The organism is Dyadobacter sp. HNCC25DJ184, from assembly GCF_056895215.1.
Map to the genome: position 1 here is coordinate 66,755 of NZ_JBXHAQ010000015.1, position 20,148 is coordinate 86,902.

Annotated in this window: 32 protein-coding genes; 29 read left to right on the top strand and 3 right to left on the bottom strand. The window is 41.4% G+C overall.

Annotated features, from left to right (window positions below; all coding sequences use genetic code 11):
• The first annotated feature begins 42 nt into the window (after positions 1 to 42).
• The 23 genes from rplP (at position 43) to carA (ending at position 12,629) form a co-directional block, all read left to right on the top strand.
• The gene (rplP, locus tag AC1XUD_RS20635) at positions 43 to 468 is read left to right on the top strand and encodes a 50S ribosomal protein L16 (protein ID WP_483362915.1); all 426 of its coding nucleotides are present in this window, start codon (positions 43 to 45) and stop codon (positions 466 to 468) included.
• A gap of 41 nt (positions 469 to 509) precedes the next feature.
• Positions 510 to 704, top strand: coding sequence for a 50S ribosomal protein L29 (rpmC, locus tag AC1XUD_RS20640; RefSeq protein ID WP_483362916.1), 195 nt, complete (start codon positions 510 to 512; stop codon positions 702 to 704).
• Positions 705 to 720: 16 nt separating this feature from the next.
• On the top strand, positions 721 to 984 hold the full coding sequence (gene rpsQ / locus AC1XUD_RS20645; RefSeq protein WP_483362917.1) for a 30S ribosomal protein S17: 264 nt from the start codon (positions 721 to 723) through the stop codon (positions 982 to 984).
• Between the two features lie 2 nt (positions 985 to 986).
• Positions 987 to 1,355, top strand: a complete 369-nt coding sequence (rplN, locus tag AC1XUD_RS20650) for a 50S ribosomal protein L14 (protein WP_090341176.1) — start codon at positions 987 to 989, stop codon at positions 1,353 to 1,355.
• 51 nt (positions 1,356 to 1,406) lie between these two features.
• Positions 1,407 to 1,745, top strand: coding sequence for a 50S ribosomal protein L24 (gene rplX / locus AC1XUD_RS20655; protein WP_483362918.1), 339 nt, complete (start codon positions 1,407 to 1,409; stop codon positions 1,743 to 1,745).
• A gap of 64 nt (positions 1,746 to 1,809) precedes the next feature.
• Positions 1,810 to 2,370 (top strand): 50S ribosomal protein L5, encoded by a 561-nt coding sequence (rplE, locus tag AC1XUD_RS20660; protein WP_483362919.1) that lies wholly within the window; start codon positions 1,810 to 1,812, stop codon positions 2,368 to 2,370.
• 27 nt (positions 2,371 to 2,397) lie between these two features.
• A complete protein-coding gene (gene rpsN, locus AC1XUD_RS20665) occupies positions 2,398 to 2,667 on the top strand; it encodes a 30S ribosomal protein S14 (RefSeq protein WP_483362920.1) in 270 nt (89 codons plus the stop codon).
• Between the two features lie 76 nt (positions 2,668 to 2,743).
• On the top strand, positions 2,744 to 3,142 hold the full coding sequence (gene rpsH, locus AC1XUD_RS20670) for a 30S ribosomal protein S8 (protein ID WP_483362921.1): 399 nt from the start codon (positions 2,744 to 2,746) through the stop codon (positions 3,140 to 3,142).
• Positions 3,143 to 3,163: 21 nt separating this feature from the next.
• Positions 3,164 to 3,718, top strand: coding sequence for a 50S ribosomal protein L6 (gene rplF, locus AC1XUD_RS20675; protein WP_483362922.1), 555 nt, complete (start codon positions 3,164 to 3,166; stop codon positions 3,716 to 3,718).
• A gap of 48 nt (positions 3,719 to 3,766) precedes the next feature.
• Entirely contained in the window at positions 3,767 to 4,120 is a 354-nt protein-coding gene (rplR, locus tag AC1XUD_RS20680) for a 50S ribosomal protein L18 (protein WP_483362923.1), read from the top strand.
• A 13-nt stretch (positions 4,121 to 4,133) separates the two neighbouring features.
• Positions 4,134 to 4,649: a 30S ribosomal protein S5 gene (gene rpsE, locus AC1XUD_RS20685; RefSeq protein WP_483362924.1), complete on the top strand. Its 516-nt coding sequence runs from the start codon at positions 4,134 to 4,136 to the stop codon at positions 4,647 to 4,649.
• A gap of 31 nt (positions 4,650 to 4,680) precedes the next feature.
• Positions 4,681 to 4,860 carry a 50S ribosomal protein L30 gene (rpmD, locus tag AC1XUD_RS20690; protein WP_483362925.1) on the top strand — a complete coding sequence of 60 codons (180 nt, stop codon included), beginning with the start codon at positions 4,681 to 4,683 and terminating at the stop codon, positions 4,858 to 4,860.
• Between the two features lie 14 nt (positions 4,861 to 4,874).
• Entirely contained in the window at positions 4,875 to 5,321 is a 447-nt protein-coding gene (gene rplO / locus AC1XUD_RS20695; RefSeq protein WP_483362926.1) for a 50S ribosomal protein L15, read from the top strand.
• 50 nt (positions 5,322 to 5,371) lie between these two features.
• A complete protein-coding gene (secY, locus tag AC1XUD_RS20700; RefSeq protein WP_483362927.1) occupies positions 5,372 to 6,685 on the top strand; it encodes a preprotein translocase subunit SecY in 1,314 nt (437 codons plus the stop codon).
• A gap of 8 nt (positions 6,686 to 6,693) precedes the next feature.
• Complete coding sequence (gene map / locus AC1XUD_RS20705; protein ID WP_483362928.1) at positions 6,694 to 7,488, top strand: type I methionyl aminopeptidase; 795 nt, start codon at positions 6,694 to 6,696, stop codon at positions 7,486 to 7,488.
• Between the two features lie 14 nt (positions 7,489 to 7,502).
• On the top strand, positions 7,503 to 7,721 hold the full coding sequence (infA, locus tag AC1XUD_RS20710; RefSeq protein WP_215237031.1) for a translation initiation factor IF-1: 219 nt from the start codon (positions 7,503 to 7,505) through the stop codon (positions 7,719 to 7,721).
• 42 nt (positions 7,722 to 7,763) lie between these two features.
• Entirely contained in the window at positions 7,764 to 7,880 is a 117-nt protein-coding gene (gene ykgO / locus AC1XUD_RS20715; RefSeq protein WP_015813811.1) for a type B 50S ribosomal protein L36, read from the top strand.
• 6 nt (positions 7,881 to 7,886) lie between these two features.
• Complete coding sequence (rpsM, locus tag AC1XUD_RS20720; RefSeq protein ID WP_483362929.1) at positions 7,887 to 8,264, top strand: 30S ribosomal protein S13; 378 nt, start codon at positions 7,887 to 7,889, stop codon at positions 8,262 to 8,264.
• 43 nt (positions 8,265 to 8,307) lie between these two features.
• A complete protein-coding gene (gene rpsK, locus AC1XUD_RS20725; protein WP_483362930.1) occupies positions 8,308 to 8,703 on the top strand; it encodes a 30S ribosomal protein S11 in 396 nt (131 codons plus the stop codon).
• Between the two features lie 91 nt (positions 8,704 to 8,794).
• Positions 8,795 to 9,400: a 30S ribosomal protein S4 gene (rpsD, locus tag AC1XUD_RS20730; RefSeq protein WP_483362931.1), complete on the top strand. Its 606-nt coding sequence runs from the start codon at positions 8,795 to 8,797 to the stop codon at positions 9,398 to 9,400.
• A 133-nt stretch (positions 9,401 to 9,533) separates the two neighbouring features.
• Positions 9,534 to 10,523 carry a DNA-directed RNA polymerase subunit alpha gene (locus AC1XUD_RS20735; RefSeq protein WP_483362932.1) on the top strand — a complete coding sequence of 330 codons (990 nt, stop codon included), beginning with the start codon at positions 9,534 to 9,536 and terminating at the stop codon, positions 10,521 to 10,523.
• 75 nt (positions 10,524 to 10,598) lie between these two features.
• Complete coding sequence (gene rplQ, locus AC1XUD_RS20740) at positions 10,599 to 11,345, top strand: 50S ribosomal protein L17 (RefSeq protein WP_483362933.1); 747 nt, start codon at positions 10,599 to 10,601, stop codon at positions 11,343 to 11,345.
• Between the two features lie 171 nt (positions 11,346 to 11,516).
• Complete coding sequence (carA, locus tag AC1XUD_RS20745; protein WP_483362934.1) at positions 11,517 to 12,629, top strand: glutamine-hydrolyzing carbamoyl-phosphate synthase small subunit; 1,113 nt, start codon at positions 11,517 to 11,519, stop codon at positions 12,627 to 12,629.
• A gap of 67 nt (positions 12,630 to 12,696) precedes the next feature.
• On the opposite strand, the gene AC1XUD_RS20750 is transcribed toward carA, so the two are convergent.
• Complete coding sequence (locus AC1XUD_RS20750) at positions 12,697 to 13,401, bottom strand: thioredoxin domain-containing protein (protein WP_483362935.1); 705 nt, start codon at positions 13,399 to 13,401, stop codon at positions 12,697 to 12,699.
• A gap of 128 nt (positions 13,402 to 13,529) precedes the next feature.
• Between AC1XUD_RS20750 and eno the strand changes: the two genes are divergently transcribed.
• From eno to gpmI, 4 genes are read left to right on the top strand one after another with little or no spacing between them, the layout of a single operon-like run.
• Positions 13,530 to 14,801 carry a phosphopyruvate hydratase gene (eno, locus tag AC1XUD_RS20755; protein ID WP_483362936.1) on the top strand — a complete coding sequence of 424 codons (1,272 nt, stop codon included), beginning with the start codon at positions 13,530 to 13,532 and terminating at the stop codon, positions 14,799 to 14,801.
• Positions 14,802 to 14,855: 54 nt separating this feature from the next.
• Positions 14,856 to 15,188 carry an FtsB family cell division protein gene (locus AC1XUD_RS20760; RefSeq protein ID WP_483362937.1) on the top strand — a complete coding sequence of 111 codons (333 nt, stop codon included), beginning with the start codon at positions 14,856 to 14,858 and terminating at the stop codon, positions 15,186 to 15,188.
• Positions 15,189 to 15,219: 31 nt separating this feature from the next.
• A complete protein-coding gene (locus AC1XUD_RS20765) occupies positions 15,220 to 15,717 on the top strand; it encodes a low molecular weight protein-tyrosine-phosphatase (RefSeq protein WP_483362938.1) in 498 nt (165 codons plus the stop codon).
• 30 nt (positions 15,718 to 15,747) lie between these two features.
• The gene (gene gpmI, locus AC1XUD_RS20770; RefSeq protein WP_483362939.1) at positions 15,748 to 17,280 is read left to right on the top strand and encodes a 2,3-bisphosphoglycerate-independent phosphoglycerate mutase; all 1,533 of its coding nucleotides are present in this window, start codon (positions 15,748 to 15,750) and stop codon (positions 17,278 to 17,280) included.
• Positions 17,281 to 17,358: 78 nt separating this feature from the next.
• Here the strand turns inward: gpmI and AC1XUD_RS20775 are convergent, their stop codons facing one another.
• Together AC1XUD_RS20775 and AC1XUD_RS20780 are read right to left on the bottom strand one after the other, a co-directional pair.
• On the bottom strand, positions 17,359 to 18,099 hold the full coding sequence (locus AC1XUD_RS20775) for a glycosyltransferase family 2 protein (protein WP_483362940.1): 741 nt from the start codon (positions 18,097 to 18,099) through the stop codon (positions 17,359 to 17,361).
• Between the two features lie 19 nt (positions 18,100 to 18,118).
• Positions 18,119 to 19,390 (bottom strand): ATP-binding cassette domain-containing protein, encoded by a 1,272-nt coding sequence (locus tag AC1XUD_RS20780; RefSeq protein ID WP_483363031.1) that lies wholly within the window; start codon positions 19,388 to 19,390, stop codon positions 18,119 to 18,121.
• 87 nt (positions 19,391 to 19,477) lie between these two features.
• Between AC1XUD_RS20780 and tnpA the strand changes: the two genes are divergently transcribed.
• The gene (gene tnpA / locus AC1XUD_RS20785; RefSeq protein WP_483362941.1) at positions 19,478 to 19,771 is read left to right on the top strand and encodes an IS66 family insertion sequence element accessory protein TnpA; all 294 of its coding nucleotides are present in this window, start codon (positions 19,478 to 19,480) and stop codon (positions 19,769 to 19,771) included.
• Positions 19,771 to 20,115, top strand: a complete 345-nt coding sequence (tnpB, locus tag AC1XUD_RS20790; protein WP_483362942.1) for an IS66 family insertion sequence element accessory protein TnpB — start codon at positions 19,771 to 19,773, stop codon at positions 20,113 to 20,115. The genes tnpA and tnpB overlap by 1 nt, the downstream gene beginning before the upstream one ends.
• Positions 20,116 to 20,148: the final 33 nt, after the last annotated feature.

Here is a 20,148-nt window from a genome sequence, read left to right on the forward strand (position 1 = left end):
ACATTTCCCGGTTTTATAAATCGGTTCAAATAGATTAGAATCATGTTACAGCCGAAAAGAACAAAATTTCGCAAGCAGCAAAAGAACAAGGGTTCAGAAAAAGGTCTAGCCACTCGTGGGCATGAGATCGCTTTCGGATCTTTTGCGATCAAGTCGCTTGAACCAGGCTGGCTAACAGCACGTCAGATCGAAGCAGCGCGTATTTCAGTTACGCGGGCTATGAAACGTGAAGGCCAGGTGTGGATTCGTGTTTTCCCTGATAAACCTATTACGAAGAAGCCTGCAGAGGTTCGTATGGGTAAAGGGAAAGGTGCTCCTGAGTATTGGGTGGCTCCTGTTAAACCAGGGACAATCATTTTCGAAGCAACCGGTGTTGCGCTTGAAACTGCCAATGAGGCATTGCGTTTGGCTGCACAAAAGTTGCCAATTAAAACAAAGTTTGTGGTTCGTCGGGATTACCAGGAATAGACTAACCCCGAACGAAATCAAACCGCTAATAATTAAAAGCAATGACTAGTAAAGAAATAAAAAGTCTGTCGCAGGATCAGCTCAAAGAGCAGATAGCGCAGGAGAGAGAGCGCTTACTACGGTTGAAATTTGCTCACGCTATTTCTCCAATCGAAAACCCTTTGCGTATTCGCGCTTCACGTAAGGAAATTGCAAGGCTCTTAACCGAGCAGTCGGCTAAAGGTAACCAGCAGTAAACCATTTTTAGAAATTATGGAAGCAACAGAAAGAAATTTACGCAAAGAAAGAGTTGGAAAGGTAGTAAGCAACAAGATGGACAAGTCTTGTGTCATTACCGTAGAACGTAAAGTTAAGCATGAGAAATATGGTAAGTTTATGACTAAAACTACCAAATTGATGGTGCATGACGAAACTAACCAGGTAGGTATCGGTGATACTATCAAGGTTATGGAAACCCGTCCGCTTAGTAAGAATAAGCGTTGGAGATTAGTAGAAATCCTTGAAAAAGCTAAGTAACTATGGTACAGCAAGAATCAAGACTGTCGGTAGCAGATAACAGTGGAGCGAAGGAAGTACTCGTAATTCGGGTACTTGGCGGAACTGGCAAACGCTATGCCTCAGTAGGCGACAAAATCGTCGTAACAGTAAAGTCGGCTCTGTCTTCGAGCAGTATGAAAAAAGGAACAGTGTCAAAAGCTGTTGTTGTACGGACTAAAAAGGAAGTACGCCGCAAAGACGGTACTTATATACGTTTTGAAGATAATGCTGCTGTTTTGTTGAACAACAACGATGAGCCACGGGGTTCACGTATCTTCGGACCCGTTGCACGGGAATTGCGTGAGAAACAATTCATGAAGATCGTTTCTCTGGCACCGGAAGTGTTGTAAGAAATCAGTCAATTAAGTATTTCTTTAAACCGAATTAAGAGAAGATCTCAAATGGAAAGTAAAAATAAAAAAGCAACTAAGCTTCACGTTCGTAGCGGAGATACCGTAAAGGTTATCTCAGGAAACGCCAAAGGTGAAACAGGCAAGGTGAAAACTATCCTTGTTGATAAACTTAGAGCTACTGTTGAAGGCGTTAACATGATCACTAAACATGTTAAACCTAATGCTCAAAACCCACAAGGGAGCATTGAAAAGCGTGAAGGAAGCATCCATATCAGTAATTTGAAGGTTATCGATCCTAAAACAGGCGAGCCAACAAGAACGGGACGCAAGCTTAACGATAAAGGCAAACTTCAGCGTTTCGCTAAGAAATCAGGAAGTTTCCTTTAATACTAAGGTAAGTAAATTATTATAGATAGGTGGGTCGGTAATCCACAATAATCAATTGAAAACAATGGCAAAGCCAAGATTGAAAGAAAAGTATGAGGGTGAGGTTGTGGCACAATTGAAAGAGAAATTTCAGTTCAGCTCGATCATGCAGGTTCCTCGTCTTCAAAAAATAGTAATAAACAAAGGTATCGGCGCTGCAGTAGCAGACAAGAAATTGGTTGATACAGGAGTTGAAGAACTAGGTCTGATCACAGGTCAGAAAGCAATAGCAACAATCTCGAAGAAAGCTGTTTCTAACTTCAAACTTCGTGAGAACATGCCGATCGGCGCGAAAGTAACACTTCGTGGAGATCGTATGTATGAGTTCCTTGATCGCCTTACTGCAATTGCGATGCCTCGTGTACGTGACTTCAAAGGTATCAGCGACAAAGGATTTGATGGACGCGGAAACTATACGTTCGGTGTTAAGGAGCAAATTATTTTCCCTGAGATCAGTATCGAGAAGGTAAATAAAATTACAGGAATGGACATCACATTCGTTACTTCGACTAATTCAGATGAAGAAGGTTACGAATTGTTGAAAGCTCTTGGAATGCCTTTCACAAACGCGAATAAACAAGGATAATTCTTAAATATTAAGATATTTACCGAAATGGCAAAAGAATCAGTAAAAGCACGGGACAGAAAAAAAGAGGCACTCGTTGCAAGGTATGCTGAAAAGCGTAAGAAGTTGAAAGAAGCAGGTGACTGGGTTGGTTTGGATAAATTACCCAGAAATTCTTCACCAGTAAGATTGCACAATCGTTGCAAAATTACAGGAAGACCAAGGGGTTATATGAGAAAATTTGGAATATCAAGAGTTTTGTTCAGAGAAATGGCCTCCGATGGCAAGATCCCTGGAGTAACAAAATCTAGTTGGTAAGAATATTTTCAATTCTGATTTCAATTACTTAACTTTGCACTCCCTTTTGAGGGGAGTGTCTTAAATAAGAATAAAAATGTTAACGGATCCAATAGCAGATTATCTAACCAGACTCAGAAATGCTATCAAAGCAAAACATAGAGTTGTAGAGATACCTGCGTCCAACATAAAGAAAGAAATAACGAAAGTGCTTTTTGATAAAGGGTACATTCAGAGTTATAAATTTGATGAAACCGGTCCTCAGGGTACAATTAAAATAGCCTTGAAGTATAATCCTGTTACTAAACAATCAGCGATCGTTAAGTTGCAGAGAGTGAGTAAGCCAGGTCTTCGTAAGTATGCGGGTTCATCTACACTTCCACGTGTGTTGGGAGGTTTGGGAACTGTAATTATCTCAACATCGAAAGGTGTAATGACAGATAAGGAAGCCAAGACGCTCAATGTAGGTGGTGAAGTGTTATGTTTCGTGTATTAATATTTTAAAGTATTCCAGGAAATGTCACGGATAGGAAATAAAGTAATTGTTTTACCGGCAGGTATATCAGTAAATGTTGCTGATAATAACTTGGTGTCGGTAAAGGGACCGAAGGGAACGTTGACGCAGGCCGTTGATTCAGATATCACTATTGAGGTTGAAGGAAGCAATATAACTGTTAAACGTCCTACTGAACAGAAGCGTCATAAGGCACTTCACGGTTTGTACCGCTCATTGATCAACAACATGGTGATCGGTGTAGGTGAAGGATACAAGAAGGAGTTGGAAATTATAGGTGTTGGTTACAAAGCAAGTTCTGCCAATAATGTATTGGAATTGCAACTTGGTTATTCTCACAACATCTTTATGGCAATCCCTGAAGAAATCAAGGTTACGACGACTTCTGAAAAGGGTCAGAATCCTAAAGTGATTTTGGAAGGAATTGATAAAGAATTGATAGGTTCCGTTGCTGCTAAGATTAAATCACTTCGTAAAGTTGAGCCTTACAAAGGTAAAGGTATTCGTTTTGTGGGTGAGATTGTACGCCGCAAAGCTGGTAAATCAGCTAAGAAATAAGCGTAGCCACGGAGTTATTGTATAAACAAAGTTTAGATAAAAAATAAAATGGCTACGTCAAAAGTAGATAGAAGACAACGCTTAAAGCTTCACATTCGTAAGAAAGTGAAAGGAAGTGCAGAGCGTCCTAGATTGTCAGTGTTTAGATCAAATACTTCGATCTATGCACAAATCATAGATGATATTAAAGGAATTACCTTAGTAAGTGCTTCATCTCACGAATTGGGAGCGAAGAAAGAAAACAGCAATGTTGCAGCTGCTGCTGAGGTAGGAAAGAAGATTGCTGTTAAGGCACAGGAAGCAGGTATCTCTGCGGTTGTTTTTGACCGTAACGGATATTTGTACCACGGTAAAGTTAAAGCATTGGCCGACGGAGCTCGCGAGGGTGGCCTGAAATTCTAAGATAACGAAGACTATGTCTACAAATACAAGACCTTCAAAGGTTAACGAATCAGAACTGAAAGAACGCGTAGTAGCGATCAATCGTGTAGCAAAAGTTGTAAAGGGTGGTCGTCGTTTTAGCTTTTCAGCCATTGTTGTGGTTGGAGACGGTCATGGTGTAGTTGGATACGGACTTGGTAAGGCCAATGAAGTAACTGACGCCATTGCAAAGGGAATTGACGACGCTAAGAAGAACCTTATTCAGGTTCCAATGCTGAAGCATACTGTTCCTCACGAAATGGAAGGTAAATTCAGCGGTGGTTTCGTCTTGATCAAACCGGCAGCTCCTGGTACAGGTGTTCTTGCAGGCGGTCCAATGAGAGCGGTACTTGAAAGCGCAGGGATTAAGGATGTATTGGCGAAATCCAAAGGATCTTCAAATCCTCACAACGTTATCAAGGCTACTATTGATGCGCTTTTGAAAATGAGAGCTCCTCATCAGGTTGCTTTCCAGCGTGGTGTTAAATTAGAGAAAGTATTCAATGGGTAATCCGTAAGGATACCATTATCTGATAGGAATTATGTCAAAAGTACGTATTACGCAGGTTAAGAGTGCAATCGACCGTCCTGAAAGACAAAAGCTTACTATTAAAGCTTTAGGGTTGGGGAAACTAAACCGTTCGGTTGAAAAGGAAAATAGCGACGCTATTGCGGGGATGATCCGTAAGGTTAGCCATTTGGTTAAAGTTGAAGAAATTTAATAGATACTAATAGTATGAATCTTAGTTCATTAAAACCGGCAGCTGGATCTGTTAAAGTTGGGAAACGCGTTGGTCGTGGCCAAGGATCTGGAAAGGGAGGAACTTCGGCACGTGGTCACAAAGGTGCTCAGTCTCGCTCCGGTTACAGCAGAAAGTTACACTTTGAAGGTGGTCAGATGCCGCTTCAAAGACGTTTGCCTAAGTTCGGATTTAACAATATCAACCGTGTTGAATACAAAGCGTTGAATCTGGATGCAATTCAAAACTTGGCACAGAAAATTAACGCTACTGTAATCACAGTAGATCTGATTCGTGAAAACGGATTGGCAGCTAAAAAGGATCTTGTAAAGATTCTTGGACGCGGAGAATTTACTATGTCAATCGAGGTGCAAGCTCACGGTTTCTCAGGAACTGCGGTTGAATCCATTGAAAAGGCAGGAGGTAAAGCGGTTACCGTATAGTAAAGCTTTTTTAAGATTTGAGGATAGGCAGCAAATTGTAAGCCCAGAGCATGAAACGATTTATTGAGACGATAAAACACATATTTGCGATTGAGGAGTTGAGAACACGTATTCTCAACACTCTTTTGTTTATAACAATCTTCCGTTTAGGGTCTTATGTAGCATTACCCGGAGTAGAACCAGATCAATTGAATGTTTCTACCCAAGGGTTATTAGGTTTGCTGGATACGTTCTTAGGTGGTGCCTTTAGTAAGGCATCTATTTTTGCGTTAGGCATCATGCCTTACATCTCGGCCTCGATTGCTATTCAGCTGTTAACTATGGCATTGCCATATTTTCAGAAAATGCAGAAGGAAGGCGAGTCAGGAAGGAAGAAGCTTAACCAAATCACAAGAGTATTGACAATTGTTGTAACTCTTGTTCAGGGAACAGCATATTTGAATACAACCGTGCCTGACGAAGCTTTGCTAGTTAGCAGAAGCATGTTTACCATATCTTCTGTTTTTGTTTTAACTGCAGGAACAATGTTCTGTATGTGGTTAGGAGAAAGAATTACTGATAAGGGCGTAGGAAATGGAATTTCAATGCTGATTATGATCGGTATTGTATCACGTTTTCCAGGAGCGATTTATAAGGAGTTCGTTTCAAGAGGTAGCGGATCAATCCTGCTTACTGTGTTGGAAATGGTAGCTCTTTATTTTGTGATAATGGGTGCTGTAATGTTAACGCAGGCAGTTAGAAAGATACCTATCCAATATGCGAAGCAAGTTGTTGGTAACAGGGTAATGGGTGGACAGAGACAGTATTTGCCTTTAAAGATGAATGCTGCTGGTGTTATGCCGATTATCTTTGCTCAGGCTTTGATGTTTATCCCTTCTTTGGGTGCGTCGTACTTTGCTGAAAAGAGCGATTTTGCAAGTAACGTTGCTACCATATTCGCGAATTTTACTACGTGGCAGTATAACCTTCTGTTCGCTGTTTTGATCATTATTTTTACATTCTTCTATACCGCTATTTCAGTAAATCCGCAACAAATCGCAGATGATATGAAACGTGGCGGAGGGTTTATCCCAGGAGTAAAGCCAGGTCAGCAGACCTCGGAATATATCAGTTCAGTATTGGACAGAATTACATTCCCAGGAGCAATCATGCTGGCGATTGTGGCAACTCTTCCAGCATTCGCAAGTTTGTTGGGAATATCTAATGACTTCGCACATTTCTTTGGTGGAACCTCGCTTCTGATCATGGTCGGTGTAGTATTGGATACCTTACAGCAAGTAGAGAGTTATCTTTTGATGCGCCGTTATGAAGGACTGATGAAGTCTGGACGGGTAACTGGCCGCACTGAAAGTGTTGCAATCTGATCCGAAGAATGATATACCTCAAAACCGACAGTGAGATTGATCTGATTAAGCAGAGTGCCCAGGTTCTGGGAAAAGCACATGCTGAGGTAGCCAGATGGATTAAACCTGGGATTTCAACAGTTCAATTGGATAAGGTAGCTGAAGAGTATATAAAGGATTCTGGTGGTACACCATCATTCAAAGGTTACAACGGTTTTCCAGCTTCGCTTTGTATTTCAGTTAACGAAGTGGTGGTACATGGAATACCAGGAAAATATGAGTTGAAGGATGGAGATATAGTCTCAATCGACTGCGGAGTTAAATTGAGCGGCTATCATAGCGACAGTGCTTATACCTACCCGGTGGGGGAAGTGTCGGCTGAGGTGATGAAGCTTTTAACTGCGACAAAAAGATCACTGTATCTTGGAATTGCTCAGGCGGTTGATGGTTTGAGGATGGGTGATATTGGTTTCGCTATTCAGAGTTTTACTGAGCATAAGGGCTACGGAGTTGTACGTGAACTTGTGGGACATGGAGTAGGAAAAAGCTTACACGAAAGTCCGGAGGTACCCAATTACGGTAAAAGAGGAAAAGGAGTGAAGCTAAAAGAGGGGATGGTACTTGCAATTGAGCCAATGATCAATTTGGGGGTGAAAGGAGTAGTCCAAGAAAGAGACGGGTGGACAATCAGAACCTCGGATAGAAAACCTTCAGCGCACTTTGAGCATACAGTTGTGGTGCGTAAAGGGGAAGCGGAGATTCTGACAACATTCGAATATATAGAACAAGCAACGGCCAATACCAGCCTAATGGTGAATGTATAGCACTTAAGTTACGAATGGCAAAACAAGCATCAATCGAACAAGACGGAGTAATTGTAGAGGCACTCTCAAACGCGATGTTTCGCGTAGAACTGGAAAATAAGCACGAGGTTATTGCGCATATTTCCGGAAAAATGAGAATGCATTATATTAAGATTTTGCCGGGCGACAGGGTAAAATTAGAAATGTCTCCTTATGATTTATCCAAGGCCCGGATTGTATACAGATACAAGTAAGGAGACGATCACCTATTAAGTAAACGCAAAAGTATTATTCAGATGAAGGTAAAAGCATCAGTAAAAAAGCGCAGCGAGGACTGCAAGGTAATACGCCGGAAGGGGAAAGTGTATGTTATTAATAAGAAGAACCCACGGTATAAACAAAGACAAGGTTAAGAAACTATGGCACGTATTTCAGGAGTTGATATTCCCGACCGCAAAAGAGGCGAAATCTCACTAACTTATATTTTTGGAATTGGTCGTAGCTCGGCTAAAAAAATCCTTGAAAAAGCTGGTGTTGATATTGACAAAAAAGTTATCGACTGGTCTGACGAAGAGTCTGGAGCAGTTCGTTCGGTTATCGCAACAGAGTATAAGGTAGAAGGCGCACTTAAGTCGGAGGTTCAACTGAGCATTAAACGCCTGATGGACATTGCATGTTATCGTGGTCTTCGTCATCGTAAAGGTTTGCCGTTACGTGGTCAGAGAACTAAGAATAACTCTCGTACTCGTAAAGGGAAACGCAAAACTATCGCGAACAAGAAAAAGGCTACTAAATAATAAATGAGTAGTGTATTAAAAAACACAACTTATTCCAACAGCAATGGCACAAAATAAGAGAAAAGATAAAGCTAAGAAGCGGGTAGTAGTAGTTGAGCCGGTAGGCCAGGTACACATCAAAGCTTCTTTCAACAATATAATAATCTCAATTACCAATAACAATGGCCAGGTTATTTCTTGGGCATCTGCTGGTAAAATGGGATTCCGTGGTTCTAAAAAGAATACTCCTTATGCTGCTCAAACAGCAGCTCAGAACTGTGCTCAGGTTGCGTTTGACCTGGGTATGCGTAAGGCGGAAGTATTCGTTAAAGGACCAGGATCCGGTCGTGAGTCGGCTATCCGTACAATTCAGAATGCTGGAATCGAAGTTACGATCATTCGTGACATCACTCCGCTTCCTCACAACGGATGTCGTCCTCCAAAACGCCGTAGAGTATAGATCTTTGTCGGAAGACAGAGCCCATTCGTAATTTGGACACTGGGGTTACAGAATGGTTTTTTATTAATTATAAGTAAACAAAAAGTTTAAAATGGCTCGTTATACAGGTCCCAAATCAAAGATTGCAAGACGCTACGGAGAACCTATTCTAGGTCCAAGTAAAGCACTTGCAAAGAAAAATTACCCGCCGGGGGTTCACGGAAAAGGTCGTAGATCTAAAAAATCTGAATATGCTTTACAATTGATGGAAAAGCAGAAGGTGAAATTTATCTACGGTATACTTGAGAGACAATTCCGTAACCTGTTTGAAAAAGCAGCTGTTAAGGAAGGTATTACAGGTGAAAACTTGCTTAAGTATTGCGAAGCCCGTCTTGATAATACAGTTTATCGTTTGGGTATCGCTCCTACAAGACGTGCAGCACGTCAATTGGTATCTCACAAACACATTCTTGTGGATGGTGAGATCGTAAATATACCATCATATTCTCTACGTCCCGGTCAAGTTGTTACAGTTCGTGAGAAATCTAAATCACTTGAAGCAGTAGCGGACAGCCTTGCAGGTCACAGTGCAAGAGGTTTCAACTGGCTTGAATGGGATGGACAGCAATTAAGCGGAAAATTTGTAACGTTCCCAGAGCGTGAGCAAATTCCAGAGAACATCAACGAGCAACTAATCGTTGAATTGTACTCTAAATAATAATCTTCTTAACAAATTTGAGCACGTCTCCTTCGCGAGGCGTGCTTTTAGTCGGAAACGGCTATTTTTGCGATCGCAAAGGTAACGGTAGCGTGATCAACTATCATTTACTACTATAAAAGGAGCAAGGACTATGTCAATATTAGCTTTCCAAATGCCTGATAAGGTCGTCATGGAAAAAGCAGACGACTTTCATGGGTTGTTTGAGTTTAAGCCTTTGGAGAAAGGTTATGGTGTTACTATCGGTAATGCACTACGTCGAATTCTCCTTTCCTCTTTGGAAGGCTATGCCATTACGAGTGTAAAGTTTCCAGGCGTACTTCACGAATTCTCCTCTATTGAAGGGATCGTTGAAGATGTAACGGAAATTATTTTGAACCTCAAAATGGTTCGTTTTAAAAAGGTTTCGGATTTAAGTGAAAGCAGGATCGTTGTAAATCTTAAAAATGTTTCAGTTGTTACAGCTGGCGACATTGGTAAATTTACGAACGCATTTGAGGTTTTAAATCCGGACCAGGTTATTTGCCATATCGATGACAACAAGGAGTTCGAAATGGAACTTTTGCTGGATAAAGGTAGAGGTTATGTGCCTGCTGATGAGCCAAGAGCAAATGAATTGCCTTTTGGATATATCGCAGTGGACTCGATTTACACACCCATCAAGAATGTTAAGTACAGTGTTGAAAACACACGTGTTGAGCAACGTACTGACTATGAGCGCCTATTGATAGACATCCAAACTGATGGTTCAATCCATCCGGAAGATGCCCTGAAGGGCGCTGCAAATATTCTTATTCAACACTTTATGCTATTCTCAGATCAGACAATGACCTTCGAGAAGCAGAAAGCTGAAGAAGATAATCAAGTGGACGAAGAAATGTTGCGTATGAGAAAACTTCTCAAAACGTCTCTTTCTGAGCTTGATCTGTCAGTTCGTGCATATAACTGTTTGAAGTCAGCTGATGTTAAGTCATTAGGTGATCTTGTAAGATTGGAGATATCTGATATGATGAAATTCCGTAACTTTGGAAAAAAATCGCTTACAGAGCTTGAACAACTTGTAGCAGACAAACAATTAACATTCGGAATGGATGTTGCCAAATATCGTTTGGACGAGGATTAATTTAATAATTCCATCATAAGTATGTATTCTGAAGCGCGTAATTACGCTGCTCGAAGCAACTAAACAAAAGTAATAATGAGACACGGTAAGAAAGGTAATCATTTAGGAAGAACTGCTTCCCACAGGAAGGCGATGTTGTCAAACATGGCATCTTCTTTGATTATCCACAAAAGAATTGAAACAACTCTGGCAAAAGCGAAAGAACTTAGAACGTACGTTGAGCCTTTGTTGACTCGTGCAAAAGAAGATTCTACCCACAACAGACGTATTGTTTTCTCTTATCTTAATGATAAGGAGTCGGTGAAAGAATTGTTCGGAACTGTTTCTGACAAGATCGCTAACCGTCCGGGAGGATATACAAGAATCATCAAGTTGGGAACTCGTTTGGGTGATGCTGCTGAAGTAGCATTAGTTGAACTGGTAGACTTCAATGACGCTCTTCTTCTTGCAAATGCTGACAAACCTGCGAAAACTCGTCGTAGTCGTCGTGGTGGTAAGAAAGCAGACGATGCAACTGCTGCGGCTCCTGCGAAAGCAGTTGCTCCAAGTGAAATCGTTGCCGAAGGAGATGATCTTAAGAAGATTGAAGGTATCGGACCAAAAATCGCTGATTTGCTAGCTGAGGCGGGTATCGTCTCTTTCGCTGATCTTGCTGGTTCTACACCAGAAGCAATTCAGGAAATTCTTGAAAAAGCAGGTTCTCAGTACAATGTACATAACCCTGCTTCTTGGCCTGCACAGGCTCAGCTTGCTGCTGACGGCAAGTGGGATGAATTGAAAACTTTGCAAGATGAACTAATCGGAGGTCGCGATAGTGAATAAGACTAGTTTCATATTGTTATTATAATAAAAAGGGGTTGGACGTTTTTCGTTTAACCCCTTTTTATAGATAGCCATGGCAGTCGGCCTCGATAGTTAAGAAAGATTTACCAGTGAATGGAATCAAAACAGGCAGTTGGTGTTAATAATAAAGGAAAAAATAAAAAACATAATATGAGCCAAAAGAAAGAAGCCTTGCTTTTGCTGGAGGATGGAACAGCGTACAGAGGATTAGCTTTGGGGATTCACGGTACTACTGGCGGTGAAATCTGCTTTAATACCGGAATGACGGGATATCAGGAGATATATACCGATCCGTCATACTATGGACAAATTATTGTAAACACAACATCACATATCGGAAACTACGGTGTGATGCTGGAAGATGAAGAAGAATCAGGCTCAGTGAAGATCAGAGGGATGGTGTGTAACACATTTTCTCAAATATATTCACGTCACAGTGCCGATTTCTCATTACAGGAATATTTTGAAAGAGCGAAGATTGTCGGTATCAGTAATATTGATACACGCCATATCGTACGCTATGTGAGAGAAAAGGGAGTAATGAACGCAATCATTTCTTCTGAGATTCTGGATGAAGTTGAGTTGATGAAGGAATTGAAAAAGATTCCATCAATGGAAGGGCTTGAACTTTCATCGGTTGTTACGACTGAGGAACCCTATTTCGTAGGGAACGAAGTGTCGAGCAAATGGAGAGTTGCGGTGATGGATTATGGTATCAAAAAAAGCATTCTTGAAAACCTCACTTCTCGTGGGTGTTATTGCAAGGTATTCCCTGCAAAAACTTCGTTCAGCGAAGTGATGCAATGGGAGCCAGACGGGTTCTTTATATCGAACGGACCCGGAGATCCTTCGTCTATGGAATATGCTGTTGAAAATGTTGATCGCATGATTAAAACAGGCAAACCGCTCTTCGGAATATGCCTTGGACATCAGCTTCTGGCACTTGCGAGTGGAATCAACACTTACAAAATGCACCATGGACACAGAGGACTTAACCACCCGGTTAAAAACCTGATCACTGGCATGTGTGAGATCACCTCTCAAAACCACGGTTTCGCAGTAAATCCTGATCAAATAGAAAGTCACCCGGATGTGGAAATAACCCACATCAATTTGAATGATAAAACAATCGAGGGTATCAGACGTAAAGACTACCCGGCTTTCTCGGTGCAATATCACCCGGAAGCTTCGCCTGGGCCACACGATAGCAGATATCTGTTCGACAACTTCACAAGCTTGTTAGCAGAGGTAGAATTGGTTTAAAACTTAAAAATCCCTTCAAGGTCCGACTTTGAAGGGATTTTTTATGAATGTTAAATTTCGTCGACTCTTAAAGATTTTCGTCCAGCAGTTTTCTGAATTGGGCTTCACTCATGAGTCCGTTTTGACGCTTAACTAACTTTCCGTTTTTATATAACAGAAAAGCAGGTATTTCCTCAATACCTAGTTCCTTCGCGATTGCCTTGTTTTGATCATATAAAACTGTTTCGATACCGGCTTTAGACTTGTACTCAGCAGTCAACTTTTTTACAGTTGGTAGCATTTGAACACAAGGTGCACACCAAGGCGCGTAAAAATCTACAAGTACTACTTTTTGGGAATTCACCAGCTTTTGAAAATCGGCCGAACTCAACCCGGACGACGCATTTGCCGTTGGTGCAGATTCCACAGCTTTTCCTGCGGCTGTCCATTTCATATAACCGCCAGCCATATCGTAAACTTCCGTGAAACCTTTTTCACGCAATATTTTAGCCGCTGCTGCGCTACGTGAGCCGGCAAGACAATAGACAAACACCGGTTTGTTTTTATCGAGCTTATTCACATTTTTAGCGAATTCAGCGTTTTTATAGTCGATATTCACCGACTTCGATAGATGGCCATCCTTGTATTCACCCGGCGTTCTCACATCGACCAACTGCGCATTTTTTGCGGAATTTAATTTAACACTAAATTCATCTGGCGCGAGTACTGTCTGAGCGTGCGAATCAAGATATAAGAACAGGCAAAGAGCAATCAGTATGTTGATAAGTTTCATTGTAGAAGTTTAATTGAATACTTGTGTAAATTTACGGGAAAATGTGTTGCGGTGTCCGCATCACGATTTTTTTGTGTTATTTTGTACCGATAATAAATACATTTAATAATCAAAACCCCAAGCTGCAAATGAGTACGATTCAGTCAGTACACGCGAGACAAATTCTTGATTCAAGAGGAAATCCAACAGTTGAAGTAGATATACGTACGGAAAATGGTTACCTGGGCCGCGCTGCGGTTCCATCTGGAGCTTCAACCGGAAAACACGAAGCGGTAGAGTTACGCGATGATGACAAAAGCGTATATGTTGGAAAAGGGGTTTTGAAAGCCGTTGAAAATGTCAATGAAATTATTTTTCCTGAGCTGATCGGCTGTTCTATTTTTGAGCAAAATCTGATCGATAAAATTATGATCGAATTGGATGGTACGCCTAACAAAAGCAAATTGGGTGCAAATGCTATCTTAGGAGTTTCTCTGGCTGCTGCAAAAGCTGGTGCGCAAGAAGCAGGTCTTCCGCTTTACCGTTATGTAGGTGGAACAAACGCAAACACGCTTCCGGTACCAATGATGAATATCCTGAATGGTGGTAGCCACGCGGATAACTCAATCGATTTCCAGGAGTTTATGATCGTGCCTGCAAAAGCAGATACATTCTCTGAGTCTTTGCGTATGGGCGTAGAGGTTTTCCATACTTTGAAAACGGTATTGAAAAGCAAAGGTTATTCAACCAACGTTGGTGACGAAGGTGGTTTTGCACCAAATATCAAGTCTAATGAGGAGGCAATCGAGGTTGTTCTTCAGGCAATCGAAAAAGCAGGATACAAGCCAGGTGAAGATATCTTCATTGCGATGGATGCTGCTGTTTCTGAATTCTACGAGAACGGACTTTACCACTTCAAAAAGTCAGATGGTCGTAAGCTTACTTCTGACGAAATGTCTGATTACTGGGCTCAATGGGTTGCTAAATATCCGATCATTTCTATCGAAGATGGTATGGACGAAGACGATTGGACTGGCTGGAAGAAACTTACCGATGCGGTGGGCAGCAAATGCCAGCTGGTAGGAGATGACTTGTTCGTAACCAATGTTACTCGTCTGACGCAAGGAATTGAATCGCAGATCGCAAACGCTATTTTGATTAAGGTTAACCAGATTGGTTCTTTGACAGAAACTTACGACGCGGTAAATCTTGCAAAACGTAACAAATATAAGAGCATCATGTCTCACCGTTCAGGTGAAACTGAGGATTCAACTATCGCGGATCTTGCAGTTGCGATGAATACAGGACAGATCAAAACTGGTTCTGCTTCTCGTTCTGACCGTATGGCTAAATACAATCAACTACTTCGTATCGAAGAAGAATTGGGAGAAAACGCATATTTCCCAGGGTTGAAATTCTAATTAAATAAATTAAGAAAAACCGGAGTTTCTACTCCGGTTTTTCTGCTTCAAGACATGTCTGAACTGGAAAAAAAACAAGGTCGGTTTAAATGGATGCGGAGTTTTTATCCCGCAACGTTTATTATATGGCTTGTCTGGATTCTTTTTCTGGACAACAACAATATGAAAGTAGTGTTGTCGAACAGGATGAAGATGAAAGATCTTGAAAAGGAAAAGACAAGTCTTGTTGAAAAAATAGTACAGGTCAAGAAGGAGCGCAACGAAGTTTTCGGGAGCCCCAGATTGATTGAAAAACTGGCCAGGGAGAAATTTATGATGAGAAGACCAAACGAAGAGGTTTTTGTAATTGTGGATGAGAACAATAAGCCCGTAGAATCAGAGAAGTAATTATTAGCAGAGTATATTTTACCGGGCCATTTTGATACGCGTTCTTTTCGTCTGTTTAGGTAATATCTGCCGTTCTCCCATTGCGGAAGGAGTTTTTAGGCAATTGGTTAGGGACAGGAAACTTGAAAGTTATATTTCATGTGATTCGGCTGGAACTGCGGCATATCATATAGGCAAACTCGCCGACAAACGCATGAGAGGCGTGGCAAACACCAATGGTATTGAGCTTACCCACAGAGCTCGCCAGCTGGATTCATCTGATTTTGAGAATTTTCACTATATACTTGCGATGGATACCTCCAATTTTGACAATATCAGAAGGGAGAGTTTTCAGGGGTTGGGTGCTTATCTTCCCGAAAACCAGCTTTATTTATACAGGATGTTTGATCCTGAACGGAAGGGATCGACGCAAGTGCCAGATCCGTATTATGAAGATCAACAGGCTTTTGAACAAGTTTATCATATCGTCAGAAGAAGCGGAAATTCCTTTCTTGACTTCCTGATAGAGAAGCACAACCTGAGACATTGAAATTTTAAACCAATCTAAAATACAAATACATTGAGCAAGAAAGTCATTCTTATCATTATGGACGGTTGGGGTATCGCCAAAGCCGGAGAAGAAAATCGTTCAGCAGTTCTGGCGGCCAATACGCCATTTTACGACAGTATTCTGGAGAAATATCCTCATAGCAAGCTGGCGGCCAGTGGCTTAGCGGTCGGGCTTCCTGATGGTCAGATGGGTAACTCGGAAGTGGGGCATACCAATCTCGGAGCGGGAAGAGTTGTTTATCAGGACTTGGTGAAAATTAATCTTGCGGTGTCTGAAGGCACATTGGGCAAAGAGCCTGTGCTTGTTGAGGCACTTGAATACGCGAAAATAAATGATAAAAAGGTGCATTTCATCGGTTTGGTTTCAGACGGAGGCGTGCATTCTCATATAGAACATGTGAAAGGACTATGCAAAATTGCTGCGGATCAAGGTCTGAGCAAAGTATTTGTGCATGCCTTTACCGACGGACGAGATTGTGATCCAAAAAGTGGATTAGGATTTCTGACTGATCTTCAGAAATCGATGAGCGAAAGCACCGGCCAGATCGCAAGTATCACCGGTCGCTATTATGCGATGGACAGAGATAAGCGTTGGGAGCGTGTAAAATTAGCTTATGATGCGATGGTTGTGGGAGAAGGCAGGCATGTGCCTGCATCCGACTTACTAGCTGCTGTGACTGATTCATACGAAGCAGGGATTACTGATGAATTTATTCATCCAATCGTGGCTGTTAATGCAGATGGCTCGCCAGTGGGTCTTATAGAAGAAGATGATGTTGTACTTTGTTTCAATTTCCGTACAGACCGCGGTCGTGAGATTACAGAGGCACTTACTCAACAGGATTTTCACGAACAGAATATGCACAAACTTCGTCTGAAGTATATCACAATGACGAATTATGATGATTCTTTCCAAGGCGTTTCCGTCATATTTGATAAGGATAATCTGAACAATACTTTGGGTGAAGTATTGGAAGCTGCCGGCAAAAAGCAAATCAGGATTGCCGAAACTGAGAAATATCCTCACGTAACATTCTTTTTCTCGGGAGGACGGGAAACTCCTTTCGTTGGTGAAAGCAGGTTGATGTGTCCATCTCCAAAAGTGGCTACTTACGATCTGAAACCAGAGATGTCTGCATATGACCTTCGTGACGCAATTGTTCCTGAATTGATAAAAGAGGATGTGGATTTCGTTTGCCTTAACTTTGCGAATCCGGATATGGTAGGCCATACCGGTGTTTTTGAGGCGGCTGTAAAGGCTTGCGAGACAGTAGATCAATGTGTTCAGACTGTGGTTACAACCGGCCTGGACCATGGCTATTCTTCCATCATTATAGCTGACCATGGAAATTCGGACTATATGCGTAATGACGACGGGACACCAAACACGGCCCATTCTCTCAACCTAGTACCGTGTATATTAGTTGATAAGGAATACACTAAGCCGATCAATGATGGTAAATTAGCCGATATAGCACCAACAATTTTAGAATTGATGAATATCGCGAAACCAGCAGAAATGACTGGAACAAGTATTTTGTAGCGATCATCCGTAAATGATAGTATTTTTGTCAGAGAGTCTTCAACGAGGCTCTCTGTTTTTTTGATATGCATTTGGGTGTTATCCAAAAACCTTAGAAAAGACGCGCTGGAGGCTAAAACGAAAATCCATTTTTCTGCTATTTTTGATATAAGAAGCCTCCCACAGATTGGTGTTGAATTTCTTGTTGAACTTTTCCACGCAATTTACTGTGTACTTGGCTCTAGTTTTTCGATCCAGATATCCCATGGTACTTCTACCTAAATGCTGTACGATGCTTCGTGGGACTAAAACATGTTGGTGACCACTTCTCTTCAATTGTTCCACTGCTATATTATCAGCACACCAAAACTCAAACTCTTCGTCCAGCCCTCCTATCAATTCAAAAAAGGATCTTTTCCAAACAAAAGCCCATCCGCAAAATTGTCGAATTATTTCATAGCCATGAATTACTTCTGAGTTGAGATGGAGTAACAAATCTGAATTCCCATGAGGAGAATATGGAGATGCCGAGACGACCTCATGCTTTTCCATAGCTTTGATAATAATATCATCCCAGTTACATCCAAATAAAAGATCATTGTTCCCGAAAAAAATATACTCGGAACTTCCGTAAGAAGCTCCAATATTTAAATATGAGTTGTAATTAAAAGGGCTTGATGGATGAATAGTAGTGGCATTGTCATACTCAACTTCTTTATTAGATTCAACGACGAAAACACTAGCACTTTTTCCAAGAGATGCTATTGCTGCCAACGTAATGGCGTGTAAATGTTTGTTTTTAGCATCGGAGACAAGTATAATATCAATTCTAGTTTTCATTATTGTAAGTTGAACCAATTTATGCAAGGGGGCTAATAAACAGATCTAGATCTTTCCTTCTGCAAAAACCATTTTCTAATAGATACACCCGATCAGCGTTCTTCAATAGATTTTCTCTATGAGTAACCATCAAAATACACAAATCTGGTTTTAGCTTCTCGAGAAGGTCTAGGACGAAATGTTCAGTCTTGCTATCCATTGCGGATGTCGCCTCATCCAGTAACAATAAACTGGGGCGACGAAATAATGCCCTTGCAAGTGCAACTAATTGTTTTTGGCCGCCGGATAGATTAATGCCATCTTCCCCTACGATCGTTAAATAGCCTTGGGGAAGCTGATCAAAGAAGATATCGAAACCCAGATTTCTGCAAAAATTTATTGCCCTCTCTCCATTAATGAAGATATCACCCAAGACGATGTTTTCGATAAGCGTTCCATTGAAGATTTTTACGTCTTGGGGAACAATGCCAATATGTTCGCGCAAATGGCTGGGAGATATCTCTTTAAACGAATTTATATCATTAATTAAAATTTCGCCTTCCTCGAAATTGTTGAATTTTTGTAAAATTTGGAGTAGGATACTTTTCCCGGTGCCTACTTGACCTATCAGAACACTCATTAGGCCTTTTTGGACTGAAAGCGATACATTTTTTAATAATTGGCTTTTTCCGGCGAAACGGAAAGTTAAATTGTTGATATCAAGTGAGTTTATGGACTCCAATACCAATTGTTTCGGGGGATTTTGATGAGTTTCGGGAGAAATACTAGCAAACTCATACATTCGTTCGAAAGCTACTTTTGCCTCTTGGAGTTGAATATTGGTTGTGGCCAGCCGGCCAACGGAGCCTATCATGCCTGAGGCAATTGTAACAATCGCGATCATTTCCCCAATTTTTATATCATCTTTCAAGCCTGCGAAGGCTGATAAGCCCAAAATGAAACCTATCACGATGGCATTTATTATTTCATTCCAAAGTCCGTAACGGTTTGCCAAGCTGCCTAATTCGTATACTTTTTGCTGAAAGAGTTGATATAATCCCTTGCCAATCTGTCCGAAGAGAGATTCTTTGTTACTTGCCTTAATGGTAGAAATTCCGGTGATCGCATCTACAAAATGACTCTCGGTATTGGCATACTGGCTCATTATAGCTCTTTGATCCCGCATGATTTGATTGTTATATCTCCAAACTAAAAAACCAAACAATGGTACACTCAATAAGGCAACTAATCCAATTTCGATGGAATAGTTAAAAACAAAGACAGCGGAAATCAACAATACTAAAACATCAATGACTACATTTCCGCTGTATCCAACCTATCAAGTGCATATTTCGTAGCAGCGACCGCTTGATTACTTTTGACAGAAACATAATGATGTATGGATCAGTCAGAAGAAATGTTCAAATTAGTAAGGGAATGGCGCAAAAGTGGTCTAAGTCAAAGTGAATTTTGCAAGCCGCACTGCATTACGGTAGCTAAATTCGGCTACTGGGCGGGGAAAGAAAAATCAGCCACGCGGCGGACTGTCAAAGAGGCAGGTGGCTTTGTTCAGATATCCGGCCAACTGGCAACATTAAGTGATTCTTACCAGGTTGTCTACCCAAATGGCGTGAAATTAAATTATCAAGGGAATGACCTGGCTACAATCTCCCAGTTGATCAAGCTCTACTGATGTTCAGTCTGAGTTCATCGCACCGCTATTTTCTTTACCAGGGGCACTGTGATATGCGTAAGGGATTTGATGGGTTGTGTGGGCTGGTAAATTGTGAGCTAGGCAGAGTGGCTACCAGCGGAGAGGTTTTTATCTTTCTCAACCGAGCTCGTACGCATGTGAAAATGCTGCATTGGGAACCAGGCGGCTTTGTTTTGTACTACAAGAGACTTGAAAGCGGCACCTTTCCATTGCCCCAAAAAATAATATCCGGCGATATTTCGTGGACGGACCTGGTACTGATGATCGAAGGTATCCAGATTTTGAAAAGCAGCTGCCGGAAACGTTTTACGTTGCAACAATAAGCTGCTTCCTTGGCTGCATTGGCTGTTTTTGCG